Below are 18918 nucleotides of genomic sequence, written 5' to 3'. Positions count from 1 at the left end.
CCTTCCGTCACATTTGCAGTGCACACAATAATAGTTTGAAACACCGTCGCTTCTAATATGCAGCAATTCTTATATTAAAGTCTAGCAGCGGAATAAGAGAACTTATACCGCAAATTCACCCACCAGGCCACCGACGCAGCCTGAACGTGATAAATATGAATATGCCGGGGTACCAAAGCAAAAGGCCGCCCCATTAAAGGACGGCCTTTTTAGAACTTTCATTATGGAGCGGGCGATGAGATTCGAACTCACGACCCTAACCTTGGCAAGGTTATGCTCTACCCCTGAGCTACGCCCGCATCATAATGAAAGCGGTATATAAAAGAACCGATGGAGCGGGCGATGAGATTCGAACTCACGACCCTAACCTTGGCAAGGTTATGCTCTACCCCTGAGCTACGCCCGCATTCATCAGTCTTGTGTGTTCCCCTTGGGGAGCGGCGCGGATAATAGCCCAAGAACGAGTGATTGCAACACCTTTTTTGATGAAAATGTAACATCGCGAAAAATGGCGGATTTCCAGCGGTTTTTAATGGCTTTTTGCGCTGGTTCGACGCCAACATGTCATTTTTGTGCTATCGTGCCTTCCAAATTTTTTCCTTACCCCAACCCTGGCGGAAACAATATGGACGATCCATCTACCCGTTTATTCGCATATCTCGACAAATTGGGAATCGATGTCAGCACTGTCGAGCATGCACCACTTTTCACCGTGGAGGAATCGCAGGCCTTGCGCGGCGATCTTTCGGGAATGCACAGCAAAAATCTGTTCCTGAAAGACAAAAAAGGCGCATTGTGGCTGGTGGTTGCTGAAGAGGAGCGGCAGATCCGGCTTAATCATCTGCATAAAAAACTGGGTTGCAATCGGCTGTCCTTTGGCAATGCCGATCTGCTAAAACAGGTTTTGGATGTGCTGCCTGGCTCTGTCACGCCATTTGCGCTGATCAATGATCAGGAAAAGCAGGTCAATGTCGCATTTGACCGTGCATTCTTTACCAGTGAAAATACGCTGCTGAATTTCCACCCGCTACGCAATGATCGCACAACAGCAATTTCCCCGGCAGGCTTGATGAAATTTGTCACCTCGCTGGGCTATCAGCCGCAAATGCTCGATCTTGAAGAAGAATTTGCCGACAGCGATTGAAAAACAGTTGCATTCGCGCCGGTTTATCCCAGATTGCAGGGGTTGCACGCGCGCCTTCGCCATATTGCAAAAAAGTAATCTAAATCACGCCCTCTTGTTCTTCGGGACCAGAGGCATCATTTAAAATACGACTAACAGCGAGTAACCTTATCATGGCTCTTATTCTTGATCCCAACTCCTCTGCTCCGACATCACAATCCGGGGCCGATTCTGACCTGATCAAGGATTCCGGCATCGATACATTCATGCAGGATGTGATCGAACCATCAATGGAAGGCCCCGTTGTTGTTGATTTCTGGGCGCCCTGGTGTGGTCCGTGCAAAACATTGACCCCGACCATCGAAAAAATCACCCGCGAAGCAGGTGGTCGCGTCAAACTGGTTAAAATCGATATTGATAAAAACCAGGAACTGGCCATGCAGCTGCGCATCCAGTCTGTTCCGACCGTATATGCCTTCAAGGGAGGCCGCCCGGTTGATGGTTTTCAGGGTGCACAGCCCGAAAGCGAAGTCCGCGCCTTTTTTGAGCGCATCGCCGGTGGACCGATTGAAAGCCCGATCGAAATGCTGCTGGAACAGGCACATGCCGCCCTTGCAGCCGACGATGTCACAGCAGCCTATGGTCTTTATGGCAATGTGCTGGAGCGTGAACCGGAGAATGATACGGCCCTTGGCGGCGTTTTACGCTGCATGGTGGCGATGGGCGAGGTTGAACATGCCCGCGGGTTTGTCGATGACATGGATGACCGCACCCGCCTGAAAGCTCCGGTTGCCGCCGCAATCAGTGCCCTGGAACTGGCCGAAGCCAGCGCGCATAGCGACGACCTTGATGCCGCGCGCGCCAAGTTCGATGCCAACCCGGACGATCTTCAGGTGCAATTTGACCTGGGCATGGCGCTGTTTGCCGCCAATAAACGTGACGAGGCCGTGCAGGCCATGATCGCCATCATCCGCAAGGATCGTGGCTGGAATGACGATGCAGCCCGCGCGCAGCTTATCAAATTTTTCGAGGCATGGGGCCCGATGGACCCGGCCAGTGTTGCCGGTCGGCGCGCTCTTTCAACGGTATTATTTGCATGAATATTTGCGGCCCATTCGACCCTGACTTTTCCGAACTTCCGGCAACCCTGCCGGTCTTTCCGTTAAGTGGTGCCCTGTTGCTGCCGCGCGGCCATTTGCCTTTGAATATTTTCGAGCCGCGCTATCTCAACATGACCATCGATGCCCTGGGCCGCAATCGCATGATCGGAATGGTGCAACCGCGCCATTCCGACATTAGCGATACCCTTAATCTTAAAGAACACACCCCGCAGCCAGAGCTTTTCAAAACCGGCTGCGTTGGCCGCATTTCCGCCTTTAGCGAAACCGATGACGGTCGTTTTCTGATTACCCTGACCGGCGTTTGCCGCTTTGATATTTCCAGCGAATTGCCGGTCACACAAGGCGGGTACCGATCGGTTGAGTGTGACTATTCGCGTTGGCGCGGCGATCTGGACAATGCCATTTCCGCCAATGGCCCACCCTTAAACCGATCACGCCTGCAACGTGCCCTGGATGCCTATTTTGCCCATCATTCCCTGCGGTCGTGCTGGGATACCATCAGCGACACCGATGATGAAATGCTGGTAACGGCCATTGCAATGGGCTGTCAACTTGACCCGCTTGAAAAACAGGCTTTGCTGGAATGCCCAAGCCTGTATGATCGCGGTGACATGCTAACGGCATTGCTGGAAATGGCATGCCACCCCCAAACCAGCAAGGCCGCTGGCAACTAGGTTGCACAACGATTAACGACATCCGGGACAGCCACAATCCCGCCCCGGTGTCGCAAAGACAAGGCAGATACCATGACAAGCGCGAACCAAAGCCCGGTTGATCCGAAACTTCTTGAAATTCTGGTATGCCCGGTAACAAAAGATACGCTGGAATATGACCGTGAACACGGTGAACTGATCAGCCGCAAGGCTGGCCTTGCCTATCCGATTCGGGATGGTATTCCGATCATGCTGCCCGACGAAGCCCGGGCCATCGAAGACTGACAGGCTGCCCCATGTCGTCCACCAACGCTTTCACGCCCAACCATATCCCTGTCGAGATAAATTATCTTAAACAGGACAAAATTCTGGAAGTTATCTGGGATGATGGGATCAATACCCGCCTGAGCGCAGAATTATTGCGCGTTGAAAGCCCGTCCGCCGAGGTCCAGGGCCATCACCCGTCAGAAAAGAAGATTATTTCCGGCAGAAAACATGTTGGTATCATCGATATAGAGCCTGTTGGCCAATATGCGATAAAAATTACGTTTGATGACCTGCATGACAGCGGCATTTACAGCTGGCATTACCTGCGCGAATTGCACGAAAACCAGCAACAGCTCTGGCAGACCTATGAACAGGCCCTGAAAGATCGTGGCCTGTCACGCGAGCCACGTAAACCGGCCTGATAGAACCCCTGCTTCTTGCTGCAAAATCACAAATGAAAAAAGCCGCCGCAGAAACCTGCGACGGCTTTTTTGTATTCTGTATCTGATAAAACAGATCAGAAACGATAGCCAATACCAACACCGAACAGCCACGGATCAAGATCCGCATCAGCCTTGACGGTACCTGCACCGGTGTCAACCGTCACGTCGGTGTTCAGGAAAATCTTTTTGACATCAACGTTCAACGACCACGGGCCAGAGATTGCATAGTCAAAGCCTGCCTGGAAAGCATAACCAAAGCCATCATCATATTTGACGTTGCGCATCGCACCCGATTTGGAATCATAGAAGAACGTGTAGTTGATACCAGCACCAACATACGGGCTGAAACGTTCTTTGGTCAGGAAGTGATACTGAAGGGTCAGTGTCGGCGGCAGCAAACGGACACTACCGAGATCAAGCTCGGTGCCACCAGTCTTCCACTTAACGTCATGTTTGGACGTACCAGCAATCAGCTCCAGTGCGATGTTATCAGTCACAAAATAGGAAAAATCGACTTCCGGGATAACGTCGTTGTCAACTTCACCTTCACCGGCAAAACCGTTTTTGCCCTTTACGTCTTCATCAGGAACGACACTGACAACACGGCCACGGATCAGGATATCGCCTGCGGACTTGCCTTTAAAGCCCATATCGTCAGCCGAAGCCGGCGCGATTGAAGCAGCAGCAGCCGCAACCAGAATAGCAGCTGCACCTGCAGCTTTAAGAGTATTGATCAGTCGCATAATATGGACCCCCTACGTCAAAGAATTGAACGAGGCGGAGCATCGTGCAAACGGACGGCGAAAGGCTTGACCCACATCAAGAAAACCACACGAAATCATATGTCTTTTAGAATGATTTTCAACTATTGCCGTATAAATGAGGAATTCCGCCGTTTTTCATGTGTTGCAAATTTATCACAATCTTGAAAAAAAGAATAAAAACCGTGTCCCACATTACTTTTGGACGATTTGGCACGACTATTCTTCGCGAATCTTCTGACCCGTATTCATTTATGCGCTCGGAATCCACGCAACAGAATCTGGCGGAAGAGACGTCGTAAAATAAATTTGCCACAGCATCGCGGCAAAAATACACAGCAAAGAATTAAATTATTTTAATTATTTAAAACCAAAAACCAGTCAATTTGCCCGCGACACCGCCGTCAGACCAACATGAGCAACAACATTTTGGTCTGACAAACGGTCAGGCGTGCCAATTGGCACGCCTGAATGAACGGATCAACCAGCACCGCCTAAATCGGTTTTCCCTGCATCAAGAGCGGCAATGTCCCGGCATAGCCCATCGCATGTGACATAAATGTCCGCTTGAGCGCCGGAATTTTGTCAACCACGGCAAGCCCTGCATCGCGCGCCATCCGTATCGGCGCAACATCATTGGAAAACAGGCGGTTTGTCGCATCGGTCACGGCCAACATCACCGTGTTGTCAAAACGACGCCATTGTTCATAGTCGCCCAACACGTCCTGCATCCCGATATCCCGGCCAAGACGGCGCGCATTGACCAAAATTTCAGCAAGGGCCGCGACATCGCGAATGCCCATATTCAGACCCTGCCCCGCAATCGGGTGCATCCCGTGGGCCGCATCACCGATCAGGGCAATGCGTGCATCGCTATACTGATAGGCATGCTGCAAGCCCAGCGGATAACAAAAACGCGGGCCGATAACCTCCAGATCTCCCAGATAACCATCAAACCGCTGATGCAGTTCATCCAGAAACACGTCATCGCTTTGCCCGACCATATAATTGGCAAAGGCGGTTTCCTCGGTCCAAACAATCGAGGAGCGGTTGTCCGTCATCGGCAAAATGGCAAAAGGACCGGCAGGCAGGAAATGCTCTACCGCAACACCATGATGCGGACGCTCATGTTTAACCGTGCATACAATCGCACTTTGTTTATAGCTCCAGCTATAGGTCTTAATACCGGCCCATTGGCGCAACAAGGATTTGCGGCCTTCAGCCCCGATTGCCAGGGGCGCACTTATGACCCGGCCATCCTCCAGGGTCATCACCATTGCCGCACTATTGCGCGAAATACCGGCAACCGATGCCGGTGCCATTAACGTCACCAGATCACTTTCCGCCATCGCCCGATACAGCGCCTGACGGGTGACGCGGTTTTCAACAATATAACCCAGGGCCTCGCTGCCGACGTCGCGATGATCATAATGCAAATAAAGCGGGCTTTTGCCATCAGCGATCCGAATATCAATAATTGGCTCGGCCTCGTCGCGCATATATTGCCAGACACCGGTCACATCCAGTACCGCGCGGGACGCAGCGGCAATCGCACAGGTACGGCCATCATGATTGGCGGCCAACAGGGTCTTGGGGTCTTCCCGGTCGATAACAACACTGCGCAAACCGCCATGCGCCAGGGCCATTGCCATGCTTGCCCCGGCCAGACCACCGCCCAGAATAATCGCATCAAAATGAAGAATGCCGCTATCTGTCATCTGCCTTGATCCTGTTCTGCTCGTCCATAACGCACTGCCCGGTTGCCACGGGGAACCGGGACAAAGATGCACATTCCGGCACATTGGCCCGGCCATTATCGGTCGCACCATAAGGCGCGATGACCGCTTTCGCCAGTTTTATCGCCACTTGCTATATACGATGCCCGCAACGCCAAGTTCATGCGGATACTTAAAAAAAGCGGCACACCACCGCGCTTATATTTTAATCACTTTTAACCGCACCGCACAGAACGTGCACAATTTATGCACAACCCCGTATTGCATTCCAAGTCCTAATATTGCGATTTAATGGTAAAAAACACAATAAAAACAATAAAGTAAATCGCCATAATCGAATCTGGCACGATTCTTGGTTTATCTACCGTGACTGCGAAATCGTGATTACCACTCTGGTGGTCAACGGATGTGCCGGGAGGTCGCATATTATGAAATTGGTTACTGCTGTTATCAAACCGTTCAAGCTTGACGAAGTGCGTGAAGCGTTAAGTGCCCTTGGGGTTCAGGGCCTGACGGTGACTGAAGTCAAGGGTTTTGGCCGCCAGAAAGGTCAAACCGAAATTTATCGTGGCGCCGAATATATGGTCAGCTTCCTGCCGAAGGTGAAGCTGGAAGTCGCGATTACGGATAATCTGGTCGACCAGGTTGTCGAAGCCATCACCAAAACGGCTCAGACCGGAAAAATCGGGGACGGTAAGATTTTCGTTCTCGACGTAAGCCATGCGGTACGGATCCGCACCGGCGAAACCGGCGACGACGCCCTGTAAGCCCGGAGACAAGGGGAGACATTATGAAAATCTCGATGAAACATACCGGCCTTGCCGGGTTAATTGGGGCCGCCACACTGGCAATGATCGAACCGGCCTCGGCACAGGATGCCGCCGCCGCTTCCGGGGTTTCCGGTGAAACCGGCTACATTTTCAACACTTTCAGCTTCCTGATTCACGGCGCACTGGTCATGTGGATGGCAGCAGGCTTTGCCATGCTTGAAGCGGGCCTCGTTCGCTCCAAGAACGTTGCCACCATCCTGCTTAAAAACGTCGCCCTGTTTGCCGCAGCGGGCATCATGTATTACCTCGTCGGGTATAACCTGATGTATGCTGGTGTTGATGGCGGCTGGATCGGCAGCTTCGGCATCTGGAGCCCGGATGACGCAGCAGCTCTTGCTGGTGATTATTCGGCTGGTTATGCGTCTACATCCGACTGGTTCTTCCAGATGGTGTTTGTCGCAACGGCAGCATCGGTTGTCTCGGGTACTGTTGCAGAACGCATCAAACTGTGGCCGTTCATGATTTTCACCGTTGTCCTGACCTCGGTTATCTATCCGATCACCGGTTCATGGCAGTGGGGCGGCGGCTGGTTATCCGAAATGGGCTTCTATGACTTCGCCGGTTCAACCCTGGTTCACTCGGTCGGTGGCTGGGCCGCTTTGACCGGTGCCATCATCCTCGGTGCCCGTAAAGGTAAATTTGGCGCAGACGGTTCGGTTCATCCGATGCCGGGTTCCAACCTGACCCTTGCCACCATCGGCACCATGATCCTGTGGCTCGGCTGGTTCGGCTTCAATGGTGGCTCGCAGCTTGCCATGAACACCGCCAGTGACGTTATCGCCATTGCCAACATCTATGCCAACACCTCGATGGCAGCAGCTGGCGGCGTGATTGCAGCCATGATCCTGACCCAGATCCTTTACAAAAAGGTCGATCTGACAATGGCGCTTAACGGTGCCCTGGCAGGTCTGGTATCGATCACGGCGGGTCCAGATACCCCGTCGATTGGTGCAGCCATCATCATCGGTGCGATCGGTGGTATTCTGGTTGTGATCGCGGTTCCGCTGGTTGACAAATGCAAAATCGACGACGTTGTCGGTGCTGTATCCGTTCACCTTGTTTGCGGCATCTGGGGTACGCTTGCTGTTCCGATCACCAATGCCGACGTTTCCTTCGGCGTTCAGTTGACCGGCGTTGTTGCCATCGGTGCCTTCACGGTTGTTGCTTCGGCCATCGTCTGGTTGATCCTGAAATTTACCGTTGGCATCCGCCTGTCGGAAGAAGACGAAGCAATGGGGACCGATACTGCGGAACTGGGCCTCGAAGCCTATCCGGAATTCGGCAAAGGTTCGCAGCGTTTCTAAAATGCTCTGCACACAGATTTCCTGACGGATGCTTTTGCATCCTCCTGTCAGACCGACTGACCCGCCCTTGTGGCGGGTCTTTCTTTGTATGCTGCCTTTTTAGGCAGTGTTTTGGTCACTCGGCAGGCATCGTGGCTACAGACCGCAACAATGCCCAAACCTGAAACCACGATCACATATCACCACAACCATCTGTTTTTACATATTCTTTTCGCATTCCGGGCAATGTTGGCACAAATATTGATGTGCGCGGCCCACCAACAGGGAACGTCATAAACAAAAACAGAGGTCGTCTCATGGAGGCTTTTCAAACTGCCTCGGACGTATTTTTTGTGCTGATGGGGGCCATTATGGTCCTTGCCATGCACGCCGGTTTCGCCTTTCTGGAAGTCGGGACCGTTCGCAAGAAAAACCAGGTCAATGCCCTGGTCAAAATCATTGTCGATTTCGCCATATCGACAATTGCCTATTTTTTCATCGGTTATGCCGTGGCCTATGGCATCACTTTTTTCAGCAATGCCAATGTCTTGTCTGGCAGGGAACTGGTTAACGGCCAGCATGCCTTTGCCGCCAGCGGCTTTGATCTGGTCAAATTCTTTTTCCTGCTGACATTTGCCGCCGCCATCCCGGCCATCATTTCGGGCGGCATTGCCGAACGCGCCAAATTCTGGCCGCAGTTGATCGCAACAGCCATTTTGGTCGGCGTGTTTTATCCGCTATTTGAAGGCATTGTCTGGAATGGCAATTTTGGCATTCAGGATGCCCTTGCCAACCTGTTCGGCGCGCCATTCCATGATTTTGCCGGGTCAATTGTGGTGCATGCCGTGGGTGGCTGGATTGCGCTGGGGGCTGTCATTCATCTTGGCGTGCGCAAGGGACGCTACAGCAAAACCGGAAATTTGATTGGTATTCCACCATCCAACATTCCGTTCCTCGCCCTGGGGTCATGGGTTTTATGTGTCGGCTGGTTTGGCTTTAATGTCATGTCGGCGCAATCGGTTAACGGCATTACCGGCCTTGTCGCGGTTAATTCGCTTATGGCGATGGTGGGCGGCATTCTGAGTGCTCTGATCGCCGGGCGAAACGACCCCGGCTTTGTCCATAACGGCGCGCTGGCCGGGCTGGTTGCAGTTTGTGCCGGGTCCGATGTCATGCACCCGATTGGTGCGTTGATCACGGGGGGCCTTGCGGGTTTTCTGTTTGTCTGGGGGTTCGAGAAATGCCAGGCAAAATGGAAAATCGATGATGTTTTGGGGGTTTGGCCGCTGCATGGCATGTGCGGCTTAATGGGCGGCATTGCCTGTGGCATTTTTGGCCTTTCTGCCCTGGGCGGCGTTGGCGGTGTTTCCTTTGCTTCCCAGCTGGTCGGCTCGCTGGGTGGTGCGGCCTATGCCGCTGTAACCGGATTCGTCGTTTATGGCGTTTTGAAAAACACGCTGGGCATTCGCCTGGATGATGAGGCCGAATATTACGGTGCCGATCTGTCGATCCACAAAATTACCGCCTATCCCGAGGATGACGTTAAGGCCAGCTAAGGCACGGAAAATCCTTTTAAAAGCCCGGAAACCGCACGTTTCCGGGCTTTTTCCATATTTACGCACCCCATTTTAAAGCTTTCTTTGTACTTTTCGATTAGGGGTAAACTAAGTGTGCTTTCTGGGCGCATCACAGATCCATGCGCAAATTTTGCTGCGAAATTGCTCTGTTTTGCCCCGTCATGTGCGCGGTGTTCCGGCCAACCGGAATGCAAGTTGGGGTCTTTCACTTACGGAACGTCACACAACATGTTCAACGAACGTCTTGATACCTTGCCAGATTATCCGTTTCCACGGCTTGCCACCCTGCTGGATGGCATTGCACCGGGCAAGGACCCATTGGTGATGTCCATTGGCGAACCCCAGCACGAACCGCCTGCCATGATTACCGAAGCCATGATCGCCAATGCGCATCTTTGGCACAAATATCCGCCGGGACAGGGCACACCGGAACTGCGCGCCGCCATCAAAGGCTGGCTTGACCGCCGCTATGACCTGCCCGAAGACATGATCCATCGTGATCAGAACATCATTCCGGTGGCCGGAACCCGGGAGGCCCTTTATCTGATTGCCACCTGCGTCATCCCCCAGGACCAGCCCGGCCCCAAGCCCAAGGTTTTGCTGCCCAACCCGTTTTATCAGGTCTATTGCGGGGCGGCAGTTCTGAATGACGCAGAAATGGTGCCGTTGCCCGCCACGCCCGAAACCGGCTTCCTGCCCGATCTTGATCAGATCGATGACGAAACATTTGCCGCCTGCCGGTTGTTTTTCCTGTGTTCGCCTGCCAATCCGCAAGGTGCTGTTGCCTCGCGCGATTATCTGGAACGCATCATTGCCCTGGCGCGCAAACACAATTTCGTTCTGGCAATGGATGAATGTTACGCCGACATTTATGACCGCGAAGCCCCGACCGGTGCCCTTGAAATTTGCGCGGCCCAGCATGGCAACATGGATAATGTGCTGGTCTTCCACAGCCTGTCCAAACGCTCCAGCGCACCGGGCCTGCGCTCGGGCTTTGTGGCGGGTGATGCAAAAATCATCAAACATTTCAACCGCCTGCGCAGCTATTGTTCGGCCACCATTCCCATGCCGATCATGGCGGCATCAACCCTGCTTTGGAATGACGATGCCCATGCCGAGGCCAACCGCGACCTTTATCGTACTAAAATCGACATTGCCGCCGAAATTTTTGGCAATCGCTTTGGCTTCCATCGTCCGGCGGGCGGTTTTTTCCTGTGGCTTGATGTGGGCGATGACGAGGCAGCCACCAAAAAAATCTGGGCTGAAGAAGGGGTTAAGGTCATTCCGGGGCGTTATCTTGCGCTGACCGACAGCACAGGCACCAATCCGGGTGCCCGTTTCATTCGCATTGCCCTGGTGCATGATCTGGCGACCACCCGCGAGGGATTAAGCCGGATCAACGCCGCCCTGTCACGCTAACCTGGCCTCGTCTAACTTAATTAACAGGACAAAACGGATATCGGCATGAGCAGTCAGACAAACCTTCTCGAACGCGGCACCGCTTTCCTTCCCAGTTCGCTGGTCGCGTTCCTGAAACGGGGCGGCATCCAACTGTGTGGATTGGCACTGACAGGCGTCGGGATTGCCCTGTTTATCATGCTGATCGGCTTTCACCCCGGTGATCCATCGTTCAACCATGCCAGCGACAATAGCTTTATTTACAACCCGCTAGGCATTTTTGGCGCCTATGTCGCCGATATGATGTTGCGCACCCTCGGTCTTGGCGCAGCATTACTAACCGCGTTGATCGTCGGCTGGGGCCTGCGCCTGATTGCCCTGCGCCCGTTTAGCTGGATGTGGCTGCGCTTTTTGTTATTGCCGCTGGCCTTGCTGTTAATGGCAACGGCGGCATCGGCCGTACCGCGCGGCATGACCTGGCCGTTAACAGTGGGCTATGGCGGTTTTGCCGGTGATTTATTGCTCGGCAGGCTTGGCATGTTGCTTACCCTGGCGGGCATTCCTGCCGGGCCGGTCTTTATTGGCCTGTTCAGCCTGTTCCTTGGCATGATTTTGACCCTGTTTTGCATGGCCTATCAGCTTTCGGAATGGCGTGCTGTTGGCCATGTCCTGTCGCGTATCGGTGGCACGGTGATTTACGGGGTTGGCCGGGCCATTCCTGGCACCAGCGCCGATGACGCGGCCAGCATGGCTCCGGGCGAACGCAAGGGCGATAAAAACGCCCGCCCGCGCCAGGAACCATCAATGGAACGGTCGGAAAAACGTGTCGCCGCCGCCGTCGAACGCAACACGCTGTCCGCCAGTGATGACGAAGACGATTACGACGATATCGACGCCCAGCCGCCAGTTCATATTGTGGCCCCGCCGGCGGCCAAGGTCCAACCCAGCACCAAGGCATCAGCCCAGCGCCAGTCCTCCTTTGATCTGGGTGTTGGGGGGGAAGAATACAGCTTTCCGCCGCTGGGTTTGCTGCATGAACCCAGTGACGATGATTACGCCCAGATCGACCAGGAAGCCCTAGCGCAAAATGCCCGCCTGCTTGAAACCGTGCTGCAGGATTTCGGCGTAAAGGGTGAAATTGTTCAGGTTCGTCCCGGCCCGGTGGTAACACTTTATGAACTGGAACCCGCAGCAGGGGTTAAATCATCGCGCGTGATTGGCCTGGCCGACGATATTGCCCGTTCCATGAGCGCGATTGCCGCGCGCGTGGCCGTGGTGCCGGGGCGCAATGTAATTGGTATCGAACTGCCAAATGCCAAACGCGAAACCGTGCATTTGCATGAAATTCTGGCCTCGAATGATTTCGAGAAAAACAGCGGCAAACTTAATCTCAGCCTGGGCAAGGATATTGGCGGGTCCCCCGTTATTGCCGACCTGTCCAAAATGCCGCACCTGCTGATTGCAGGTACCACCGGTTCGGGTAAATCCGTCGGGGTCAACGCCATGATCCTGAGCCTGCTTTACAAACACCGGCCCGAGGAATGCCGTTTCATCATGATCGACCCGAAAATGCTGGAACTGTCGATTTATGATGGCATCCCGCATTTGTTAACCCCGGTGGTGACGGACCCGCACAAGGCCGTTGTGTCGCTGAAATGGGCGGTGCGCGAAATGGAAGACCGCTACCGCGCCATGAGCCAGGTGGGTGTGCGTAACATTGCGGGCTACAACAAACGCATCAAGGAAGCCGCCGCCAAGGGCGAAGAATTGACCCGCCGTGTTCAAACCGGCTTTGACCCGGAAACCGGCAAGCCGATTTTTGAAGACCAACAGCTTCCGATGGAGCCCCTGCCCTTCATCGTGGTTATCGTCGATGAAATGGCCGACTTGATGCTGGTGGCGGGCAAGGATGTTGAAGCCTCGATCCAGCGACTGGCACAGATGGCGCGTGCGGCAGGCATTCATTTGATCATGGCCACCCAGCGCCCGTCGGTGGACGTGATCACGGGGACGATCAAGGCCAACTTCCCGACCCGTATTTCCTATTCCGTGACCTCGAAAATCGATTCGCGCACCATTCTCGGTGAAATGGGCGCCGAACAATTGCTGGGTCAGGGGGATATGCTCTATATGGGCCAGGGTGGCCGCCTGCAGCGTGTTCACGGGCCGTTTGTGTCCGACGAGGAAGTCGAAAGCATCGTCAAACATCTGCGTGACCAGGGCGACCCGTCCTATTTGGATGAAGTTACCGAAGAACCCGAAGAGGACCCGGTTGCGGCCTATATGGCTGGTGGCGCAGGTAATGCCGGTGGCGCGGGCGGCAATGGCGATGATGACCTGTATAACCAGGCCGTCGGCATCGTTCTGCGCGAGAAAAAGGCATCGACCAGCTTTGTTCAGCGCAAATTATCGATCGGCTATAACCGGGCTGCCCGCATCATTGAACAAATGGAAGAAAACGGCGTGGTTTCTGCCGCCAACCATGTTGGCAAGCGCGAAGTGCTGATCGGCAATATGGACGGCACGCCATTTGACGATTAACCCGTTTCAAACCAAACCGTTACCGCATTGCAAAAGGGTTGCCCACCGGGCAGCCCTTTTTTCTTTGGCATAGCGCGGCATATTGCATGTGCCCCTGCACCAGATCACTGAATAATCTGACAAATTTTGCCGAGAGCACTCATCCATCCGACAAGGAAAGGGTATCCAATGCCTCGATACCTGACAGGTTACTTTCTCAAATAAAACCTGCTGCAAACCAAGGCATGCACAATAGGAAACAATCGCTGTGGACAAAAAAGCACACCCCAAAAATGAAAATCGAATTTTTCTCGGAGATTCATTCTGACCTTCCGACCAAAACAATAATTCATTCATTTGTCACGCCACCTGACAAATTCTCGGAAATAAAATGTAATATTCAAAAAATAAAAATATCCAAAATGACAAAAAAAATGCACATACTGGAAGTGAATGACCAAACCCAAACATGGAAAATTTCCTGAATTTGGCTTCACAACAACAGAAAATCTTGGGGTGGAAATGGTATACCTATCCAACTGTACAATATCTACTAAACTTCGACTTTTACTTGGTGTCGTCGCTATTGCCTTTTTGGCTGTCACAAGCTACGACCTTTTCACCTTGAAGGGAACTTTGCTTGACGGACGCAAGCAAAATGTGCGCCAAGTAATTGAAATGGCGACCACCACCGTCGAACATTATGCCAAACTGGCGCAATCCGGTGTTCTTTCCAAAGAGGAAGCACAGAAACAGGCATTAGCCACGCTGCAGGACCAGCGATTTGATGGTGACAACTATGTTTTCATTATCGATCGTTCGGCCCGTATTCTGATGCACCCGTTTGACCCGTCACTGAACGGGACGGATGGCTCCCGGATTGCTGATGAAAACGGGACCCGCATTTTTGCCGGGCTGGTCAAGGCTGCCAGCACAGGACAGGGGGGATATCTGTCCTATAACTGGCCCAAACCGGGGCAAAAAACCGCATTGGAAAAAATTTCCTATGGTGCCCCTTTCACCCCGTGGGGTTGGGTGATTGGTACAGGTGCCTATATGGAAGACCTGAACACCGCCTTCTGGAACCGTGCCGTTAGCGATATTATCGTTGCCGTCATCATTATTGCCGTCGTCGGCCTGATCGGGACAGCCATTAGCCGGTCAACCAGCGCGCCAATGCGCGATATTACCCGTGCCATCAATGGATTGGCCCAGGGCGACAATGATGTTGTTGTGGATATTCCCGATGCCGCCGAACGCCGCGATGAAATTGGCGACCTGGCCCGTGCACTGGAAGTTTTCCGATCAAACCGCAAACGTAACGAAGCGGCCCGCCTTGAGCGCGAACGCGAACAACAAATCCAGATCGAACGCGCCAAACATATTGAAAAGATGATTCATCAGTTTGAAGGCGAGATTTCGCAAAACCTGGACGGGGTTGGTCAGGCCGCACGCCTGCTGCGTAAAACAGCCGATGACATGACCCGCCAGTCATCCGACACCACAGACCAGGCCACCGCTGTTGCCGCTGCCACCGCGCAAGCGGCCCAGAATGTCGATACCGTTGCCGCCGCCGCCGAACAGCTTGCCGCCTCCATCGATGAAATCACCCATCAGGTAAATCGCAGTTCTGACATCGCCCATACCGGATCGCAGGAAGCCGATGAAGCCACCGGCATTTTTGCCGCCCTTGGCACGGCATCAGACAAAATCGGTGAAGTCGTACAGCTTATTCAGTCGATTGCCGAACAAACCAACCTTTTGGCCCTGAATGCCACCATCGAAGCCGCCCGCGCGGGCGATGCCGGCAAAGGCTTTGCCGTGGTCGCCGCCGAGGTCAAGAACCTTGCCAATCAAACCACCCGTGCAACTGGCGATATCGCCCAACAGATCAGCGATATTCAGGGCTCTACCCAAAATGCCCTCGAAGCGATCACGCATATTTCCGGCCGGATGAAAGAGCTCAACGAAGTTTCCGCCGGGATTGCCGCCGCAATTGCCCAACAGGATTCGGCAACCGGCGAAATCGCCCGCAATGTTGCCGAAGCCGCCCGGGGCACCAAGGACGTTTCAACCAATGTCGCCGGTTTGCGCCAGTCTGCCGAAAGTGAACGCTCCGCCTCAAACGAGGTATTGGAATCCGCACAGGGACTGGATGAAAAATCACGGTCGCTAATGGCACAGTTCAGAAACTTTTTGACAGCCATTCGCGAAGCCTGATTCATCATCACCACATCTCGACACTAAAAGGCAGGGTTTTGGCCCTGCCTTTTTCCACAGAGCAGCACGCATGACCGTTACATTTCAACGATACAGCGTGAACACGGTTTTCCGAAACGACTCGCCACTCCGACTACGGGCTTCGTACCCCTGTTTGGCAAAAAAATACCATCCAAGATAGATTTCAAATAAAAAATAAACACCCAAAGATGCTGCTTTGCCATTTTAGGAATGACTCTAAAACACACCCGATCTCTGTAATCCCGCTTAAACACAATATTTTTCTTATATAAAAATATGCGCCAACCCCTTTTCAAAAATCAAATAATTTTCGCACTACATGCAAAGACACGGTGTTAGATCAATTTCTAAAAGGGTAAGTGCCGCTATAATTTTGCCACTTTAGGATGAATGGCAACCCGGACATGTCGCCTTCACAATAAGTGCCGTATTTCGTTTTGTTATTGACAAACCATCTGGCTTTCAGGGTTCCGAACATGACACTTTCCAATTTTTCAATTGCTGCCAAGTTGCGGCTGCTTTTGGTACTGGTGGCCATAGCACTTTGCATTCCGACAATTTTTGATCTTTTTACATTGCGAACCGTTCTGGTTGACGACCGCAAGGAAAATATCCGTCAGATCGTTGATATGGCGGCAACCAGCATGCAACGTTTGGCAGATATGGCGAAATCCGGCGATATCAGTGAAGAAGATGCCAAGAAGCAGGCGCTCGATATCGTTTCGGGGATGCGATATGACGGGGACAATTACGTTTTTGTCATGGATGCCAAAGGCACCATCATCATGCACCCGATCACCCGGTCGCTGGTGGGCAAAGACACCAACGATATCCGTGATGTCAATGACAAGGCCTTTTTGACCAACCTTATTTCCGCTGCCAAAAAAGGCGATGGCGGCTATGTCAATTATGTCTGGGCCAAACCCGACAATAGCGGCACCGCCCCCAAACTGTCCTATGCCCGCAGCTTTAAACCCTGGGGCTGGATTTTAACAACCGGCATTTACGTTGACGATGTCGACAGCATTTTCTGGCAACGCGCCTTGGCCGATATTGCATTTGCCGTTGTGCTGCTGCTTGTTCTTAGCCTGATTGGTTTTTCTATTGGCCGCTCCATCACGCGCCCGCTCGGCGAAATTACCAATGCCTTACAGGCCCTGATTGCCGGCAAGACCGATTTGGAACTGCATTATGCCGACCGTGAAGACGAAATCGGCGAACTATCGCGTGCCTTTGTCGTATTCCGCGAAAACCGCGAGGAAACAGACCGGCTTCAGGCCGAACAGGCCCGCACCCAGCAAGAACATATTGAACGTGCCGAACGCATCGAACATCTAATTCACAGCTTTGAAGCCGAAGTTGAAGAAAACCTGACTGTGGTCAATGCCGCTGTAACGCAGTTGCGCAGCACAGCTGGCGATATGAGCAACCAGTCATCACACACGACCGAACAGGCCACCGCCGTTGCCGCAGCCACCGAACAGGCCGCCAACAATGTTGATACTGTCGCCTCGGCCGCAGAGCAGCTCGCCGCCTCGATTGATGAAATCACCCTGCAGGTTGGCCGCAGTTCCGACATTGCCCATTCCGGCTCGCAAGAAGCGGACGACGCAACCGAACTGTTTAGCGCCCTGGGTTCGGCCTCGGAAAAAATCGGCCAGGTGGTTGAACTGATCCAGTCCATTGCCGAGCAAACCAACCTTCTCGCACTCAATGCCACCATCGAAGCCGCCCGTGCAGGCGATGCCGGCAAAGGCTTTGCCGTGGTCGCCGCCGAGGTCAAGAACCTTGCCAACCAGACCACCCGTGCCACCGAGGATATTGCCGGGCAGATTGGCGATATTCAGGGATCGACACAAAATGCGCTTGGCGCGATCAAGCATCTTGCCGCCCGCATGAAGGAACTTAACGAGGTTGCATCGGGCATTGCCGCCGCTGTGCAGCAACAGGATGCCGCCACCGGCGAAATTGCTCGCAATGTTGCCGAGGCCGCCGCAGGCACCAAGGAAGTTTCAATCAATGTGGATGGCTTACGCGCCTCGGCAGAGGAAGAACGCCAGGCATCGGGCGAAGTCCTGCATGCTGCCAAGGACCTGAGCGACAAATCGCATACCCTGCTGTCACAAATTCACACCTTCCTGCGCGAAATCCGCGCGGCCTGAGTGCGAACAACATCTGAAACCGACAAAGGCAGGCTGCAACCATACAGCCTGCCTTTGTTGTAATGGTCCTGATGCAAGACAAATCGCTTTAGATATTTAAGGTCTTTTGCCCGGCATGACTGCACCACAGGCATCAAACAGGGCACTGGCCCTTGCGCGTGCAAGACGGGCATCTTCAAGGTTGGAATCCGGCCTGCCATCATTGTTAAAGCCATGCCCGGAATTTTCATAAATATGCACCGGCACCGCAGGATGCGCCGCCTTGATCGTTGCCATCACATCATCGGCAGGGATATTCGGGTCTTTGCGCCCGAAATTGAAGATCACCGGGCATTTTGGTTCCATATCGGCAATCGCGGCAACACCACCGCCATAATAGCTGACAACCGCCGATAATGCGTCTATCGCGGCTGCCGCACGCCAGCCAACGGTCCCGCCGTAACAATAGCCAATCAAAAATACCGGCCCGTCCTGCCTTAGGGCATCCACACAGGCCTGCACATCCGAAACCGGGTTTTCAGTACCATTTTCACGAGAATATTTAAGACCCGTCGCAATGCCATCCGCATCATGATCGGCCACAAAACCCCGTTCCTGGCGATCAAACATCGAAGGCACGATCACTTCATACCCCTGGGCAACCCAGCGTTTGGCATCTTCCAGGATGTAATGGTCCAGACCAAAAATCTCCTGGATCAAAACCAGCCCGCCTTTGCGCACCCCGTCGGTTTTTCCGTGCCACGCATCAAATTCAAACCCGTCAATTGCCGATTTAAGCCTGATCATTTCGGGCAATTTTGCCT

15 protein-coding genes and 2 tRNA genes are annotated in these 18918 nt (G+C 53.3%); 12 read left to right on the top strand and 5 right to left on the bottom strand.

The features are described from left to right. Positions 1–224: 224 nt before the first annotated feature. Together LF95_RS11735 and LF95_RS11730 are read right to left on the bottom strand one after the other, a co-directional pair. A tRNA-Gly gene (locus tag LF95_RS11735) sits at positions 225–299 on the bottom strand. 32 nt (positions 300–331) lie between these two features. Further along, positions 332–406: transfer RNA gene (locus LF95_RS11730), tRNA-Gly, on the bottom strand. Positions 407–625: 219 nt separating this feature from the next. Here LF95_RS11730 and LF95_RS11725 point away from each other — a divergent pair. The 5 genes from LF95_RS11725 (at position 626) to LF95_RS11705 (ending at position 3586) form a co-directional block, all read left to right on the top strand. Next, complete coding sequence (locus LF95_RS11725) at positions 626–1144, top strand: prolyl-tRNA synthetase associated domain-containing protein (RefSeq protein ID WP_073955316.1); 519 nt, start codon at positions 626–628, stop codon at positions 1142–1144. 152 nt (positions 1145–1296) lie between these two features. Beyond that, positions 1297–2223 carry a thioredoxin gene (gene trxA, locus LF95_RS11720; RefSeq protein ID WP_174561005.1) on the top strand — a complete coding sequence of 309 codons (927 nt, stop codon included), beginning with the start codon at positions 1297–1299 and terminating at the stop codon, positions 2221–2223. Next, complete coding sequence (locus LF95_RS11715) at positions 2220–2918, top strand: LON peptidase substrate-binding domain-containing protein (RefSeq protein WP_073955315.1); 699 nt, start codon at positions 2220–2222, stop codon at positions 2916–2918. The genes trxA and LF95_RS11715 overlap by 4 nt, the downstream gene beginning before the upstream one ends. A gap of 72 nt (positions 2919–2990) precedes the next feature. After that, positions 2991–3182 carry a Trm112 family protein gene (locus LF95_RS11710; RefSeq protein ID WP_073955314.1) on the top strand — a complete coding sequence of 64 codons (192 nt, stop codon included), beginning with the start codon at positions 2991–2993 and terminating at the stop codon, positions 3180–3182. An 11-nt stretch (positions 3183–3193) separates the two neighbouring features. Further along, entirely contained in the window at positions 3194–3586 is a 393-nt protein-coding gene (locus LF95_RS11705) for a gamma-butyrobetaine hydroxylase family protein (protein ID WP_073955313.1), read from the top strand. Positions 3587–3681: 95 nt separating this feature from the next. Here the strand turns inward: LF95_RS11705 and LF95_RS11700 are convergent, their stop codons facing one another. Beyond that, a complete protein-coding gene (locus LF95_RS11700; protein ID WP_073955312.1) occupies positions 3682–4350 on the bottom strand; it encodes an OmpW/AlkL family protein in 669 nt (222 codons plus the stop codon). Positions 4351–4862: 512 nt separating this feature from the next. Next, complete coding sequence (locus LF95_RS11695) at positions 4863–6086, bottom strand: UbiH/UbiF/VisC/COQ6 family ubiquinone biosynthesis hydroxylase (RefSeq protein WP_073955311.1); 1224 nt, start codon at positions 6084–6086, stop codon at positions 4863–4865. A 446-nt stretch (positions 6087–6532) separates the two neighbouring features. Here LF95_RS11695 and LF95_RS11690 point away from each other — a divergent pair, with 446 nt between their 5' ends. The 7 genes from LF95_RS11690 to LF95_RS11650 all read left to right on the top strand — a co-directional run bounded on the left by LF95_RS11690 (position 6533) and on the right by LF95_RS11650 (position 18115). After that, positions 6533–6871, top strand: coding sequence for a P-II family nitrogen regulator (locus LF95_RS11690; RefSeq protein ID WP_073955310.1), 339 nt, complete (start codon positions 6533–6535; stop codon positions 6869–6871). 23 nt (positions 6872–6894) lie between these two features. Further along, a complete protein-coding gene (amt, locus tag LF95_RS11685) occupies positions 6895–8238 on the top strand; it encodes an ammonium transporter (RefSeq protein WP_073955309.1) in 1344 nt (447 codons plus the stop codon). A gap of 296 nt (positions 8239–8534) precedes the next feature. Then, a complete protein-coding gene (locus LF95_RS11680) occupies positions 8535–9773 on the top strand; it encodes an ammonium transporter (protein ID WP_073955308.1) in 1239 nt (412 codons plus the stop codon). A gap of 249 nt (positions 9774–10022) precedes the next feature. Next, entirely contained in the window at positions 10023–11213 is a 1191-nt protein-coding gene (locus LF95_RS11670) for an aminotransferase class I/II-fold pyridoxal phosphate-dependent enzyme (RefSeq protein ID WP_073955306.1), read from the top strand. A gap of 45 nt (positions 11214–11258) precedes the next feature. Next, entirely contained in the window at positions 11259–13733 is a 2475-nt protein-coding gene (locus LF95_RS11665; RefSeq protein ID WP_073955305.1) for a DNA translocase FtsK, read from the top strand. 501 nt (positions 13734–14234) lie between these two features. Next, a complete protein-coding gene (locus tag LF95_RS11655) occupies positions 14235–15932 on the top strand; it encodes a methyl-accepting chemotaxis protein (RefSeq protein WP_073956214.1) in 1698 nt (565 codons plus the stop codon). A gap of 497 nt (positions 15933–16429) precedes the next feature. Then, positions 16430–18115, top strand: a complete 1686-nt coding sequence (locus LF95_RS11650) for a methyl-accepting chemotaxis protein (RefSeq protein ID WP_073955303.1) — start codon at positions 16430–16432, stop codon at positions 18113–18115. A gap of 96 nt (positions 18116–18211) precedes the next feature. Here the strand turns inward: LF95_RS11650 and LF95_RS11645 are convergent, their stop codons facing one another. Next, positions 18212–18901 (bottom strand): dienelactone hydrolase family protein, encoded by a 690-nt coding sequence (locus LF95_RS11645; protein ID WP_252509804.1) that lies wholly within the window; start codon positions 18899–18901, stop codon positions 18212–18214. Positions 18902–18918: the final 17 nt, after the last annotated feature.

It is taken from the genome of Thalassospira sp. TSL5-1, from assembly GCF_001907695.1.
GTDB lineage: Bacteria > Pseudomonadota > Alphaproteobacteria > Rhodospirillales > Thalassospiraceae > Thalassospira.
The sequence above is the reverse complement of the archived record's forward strand: the minus strand, read 5'-3'. Positions and strand labels throughout refer to the sequence as shown.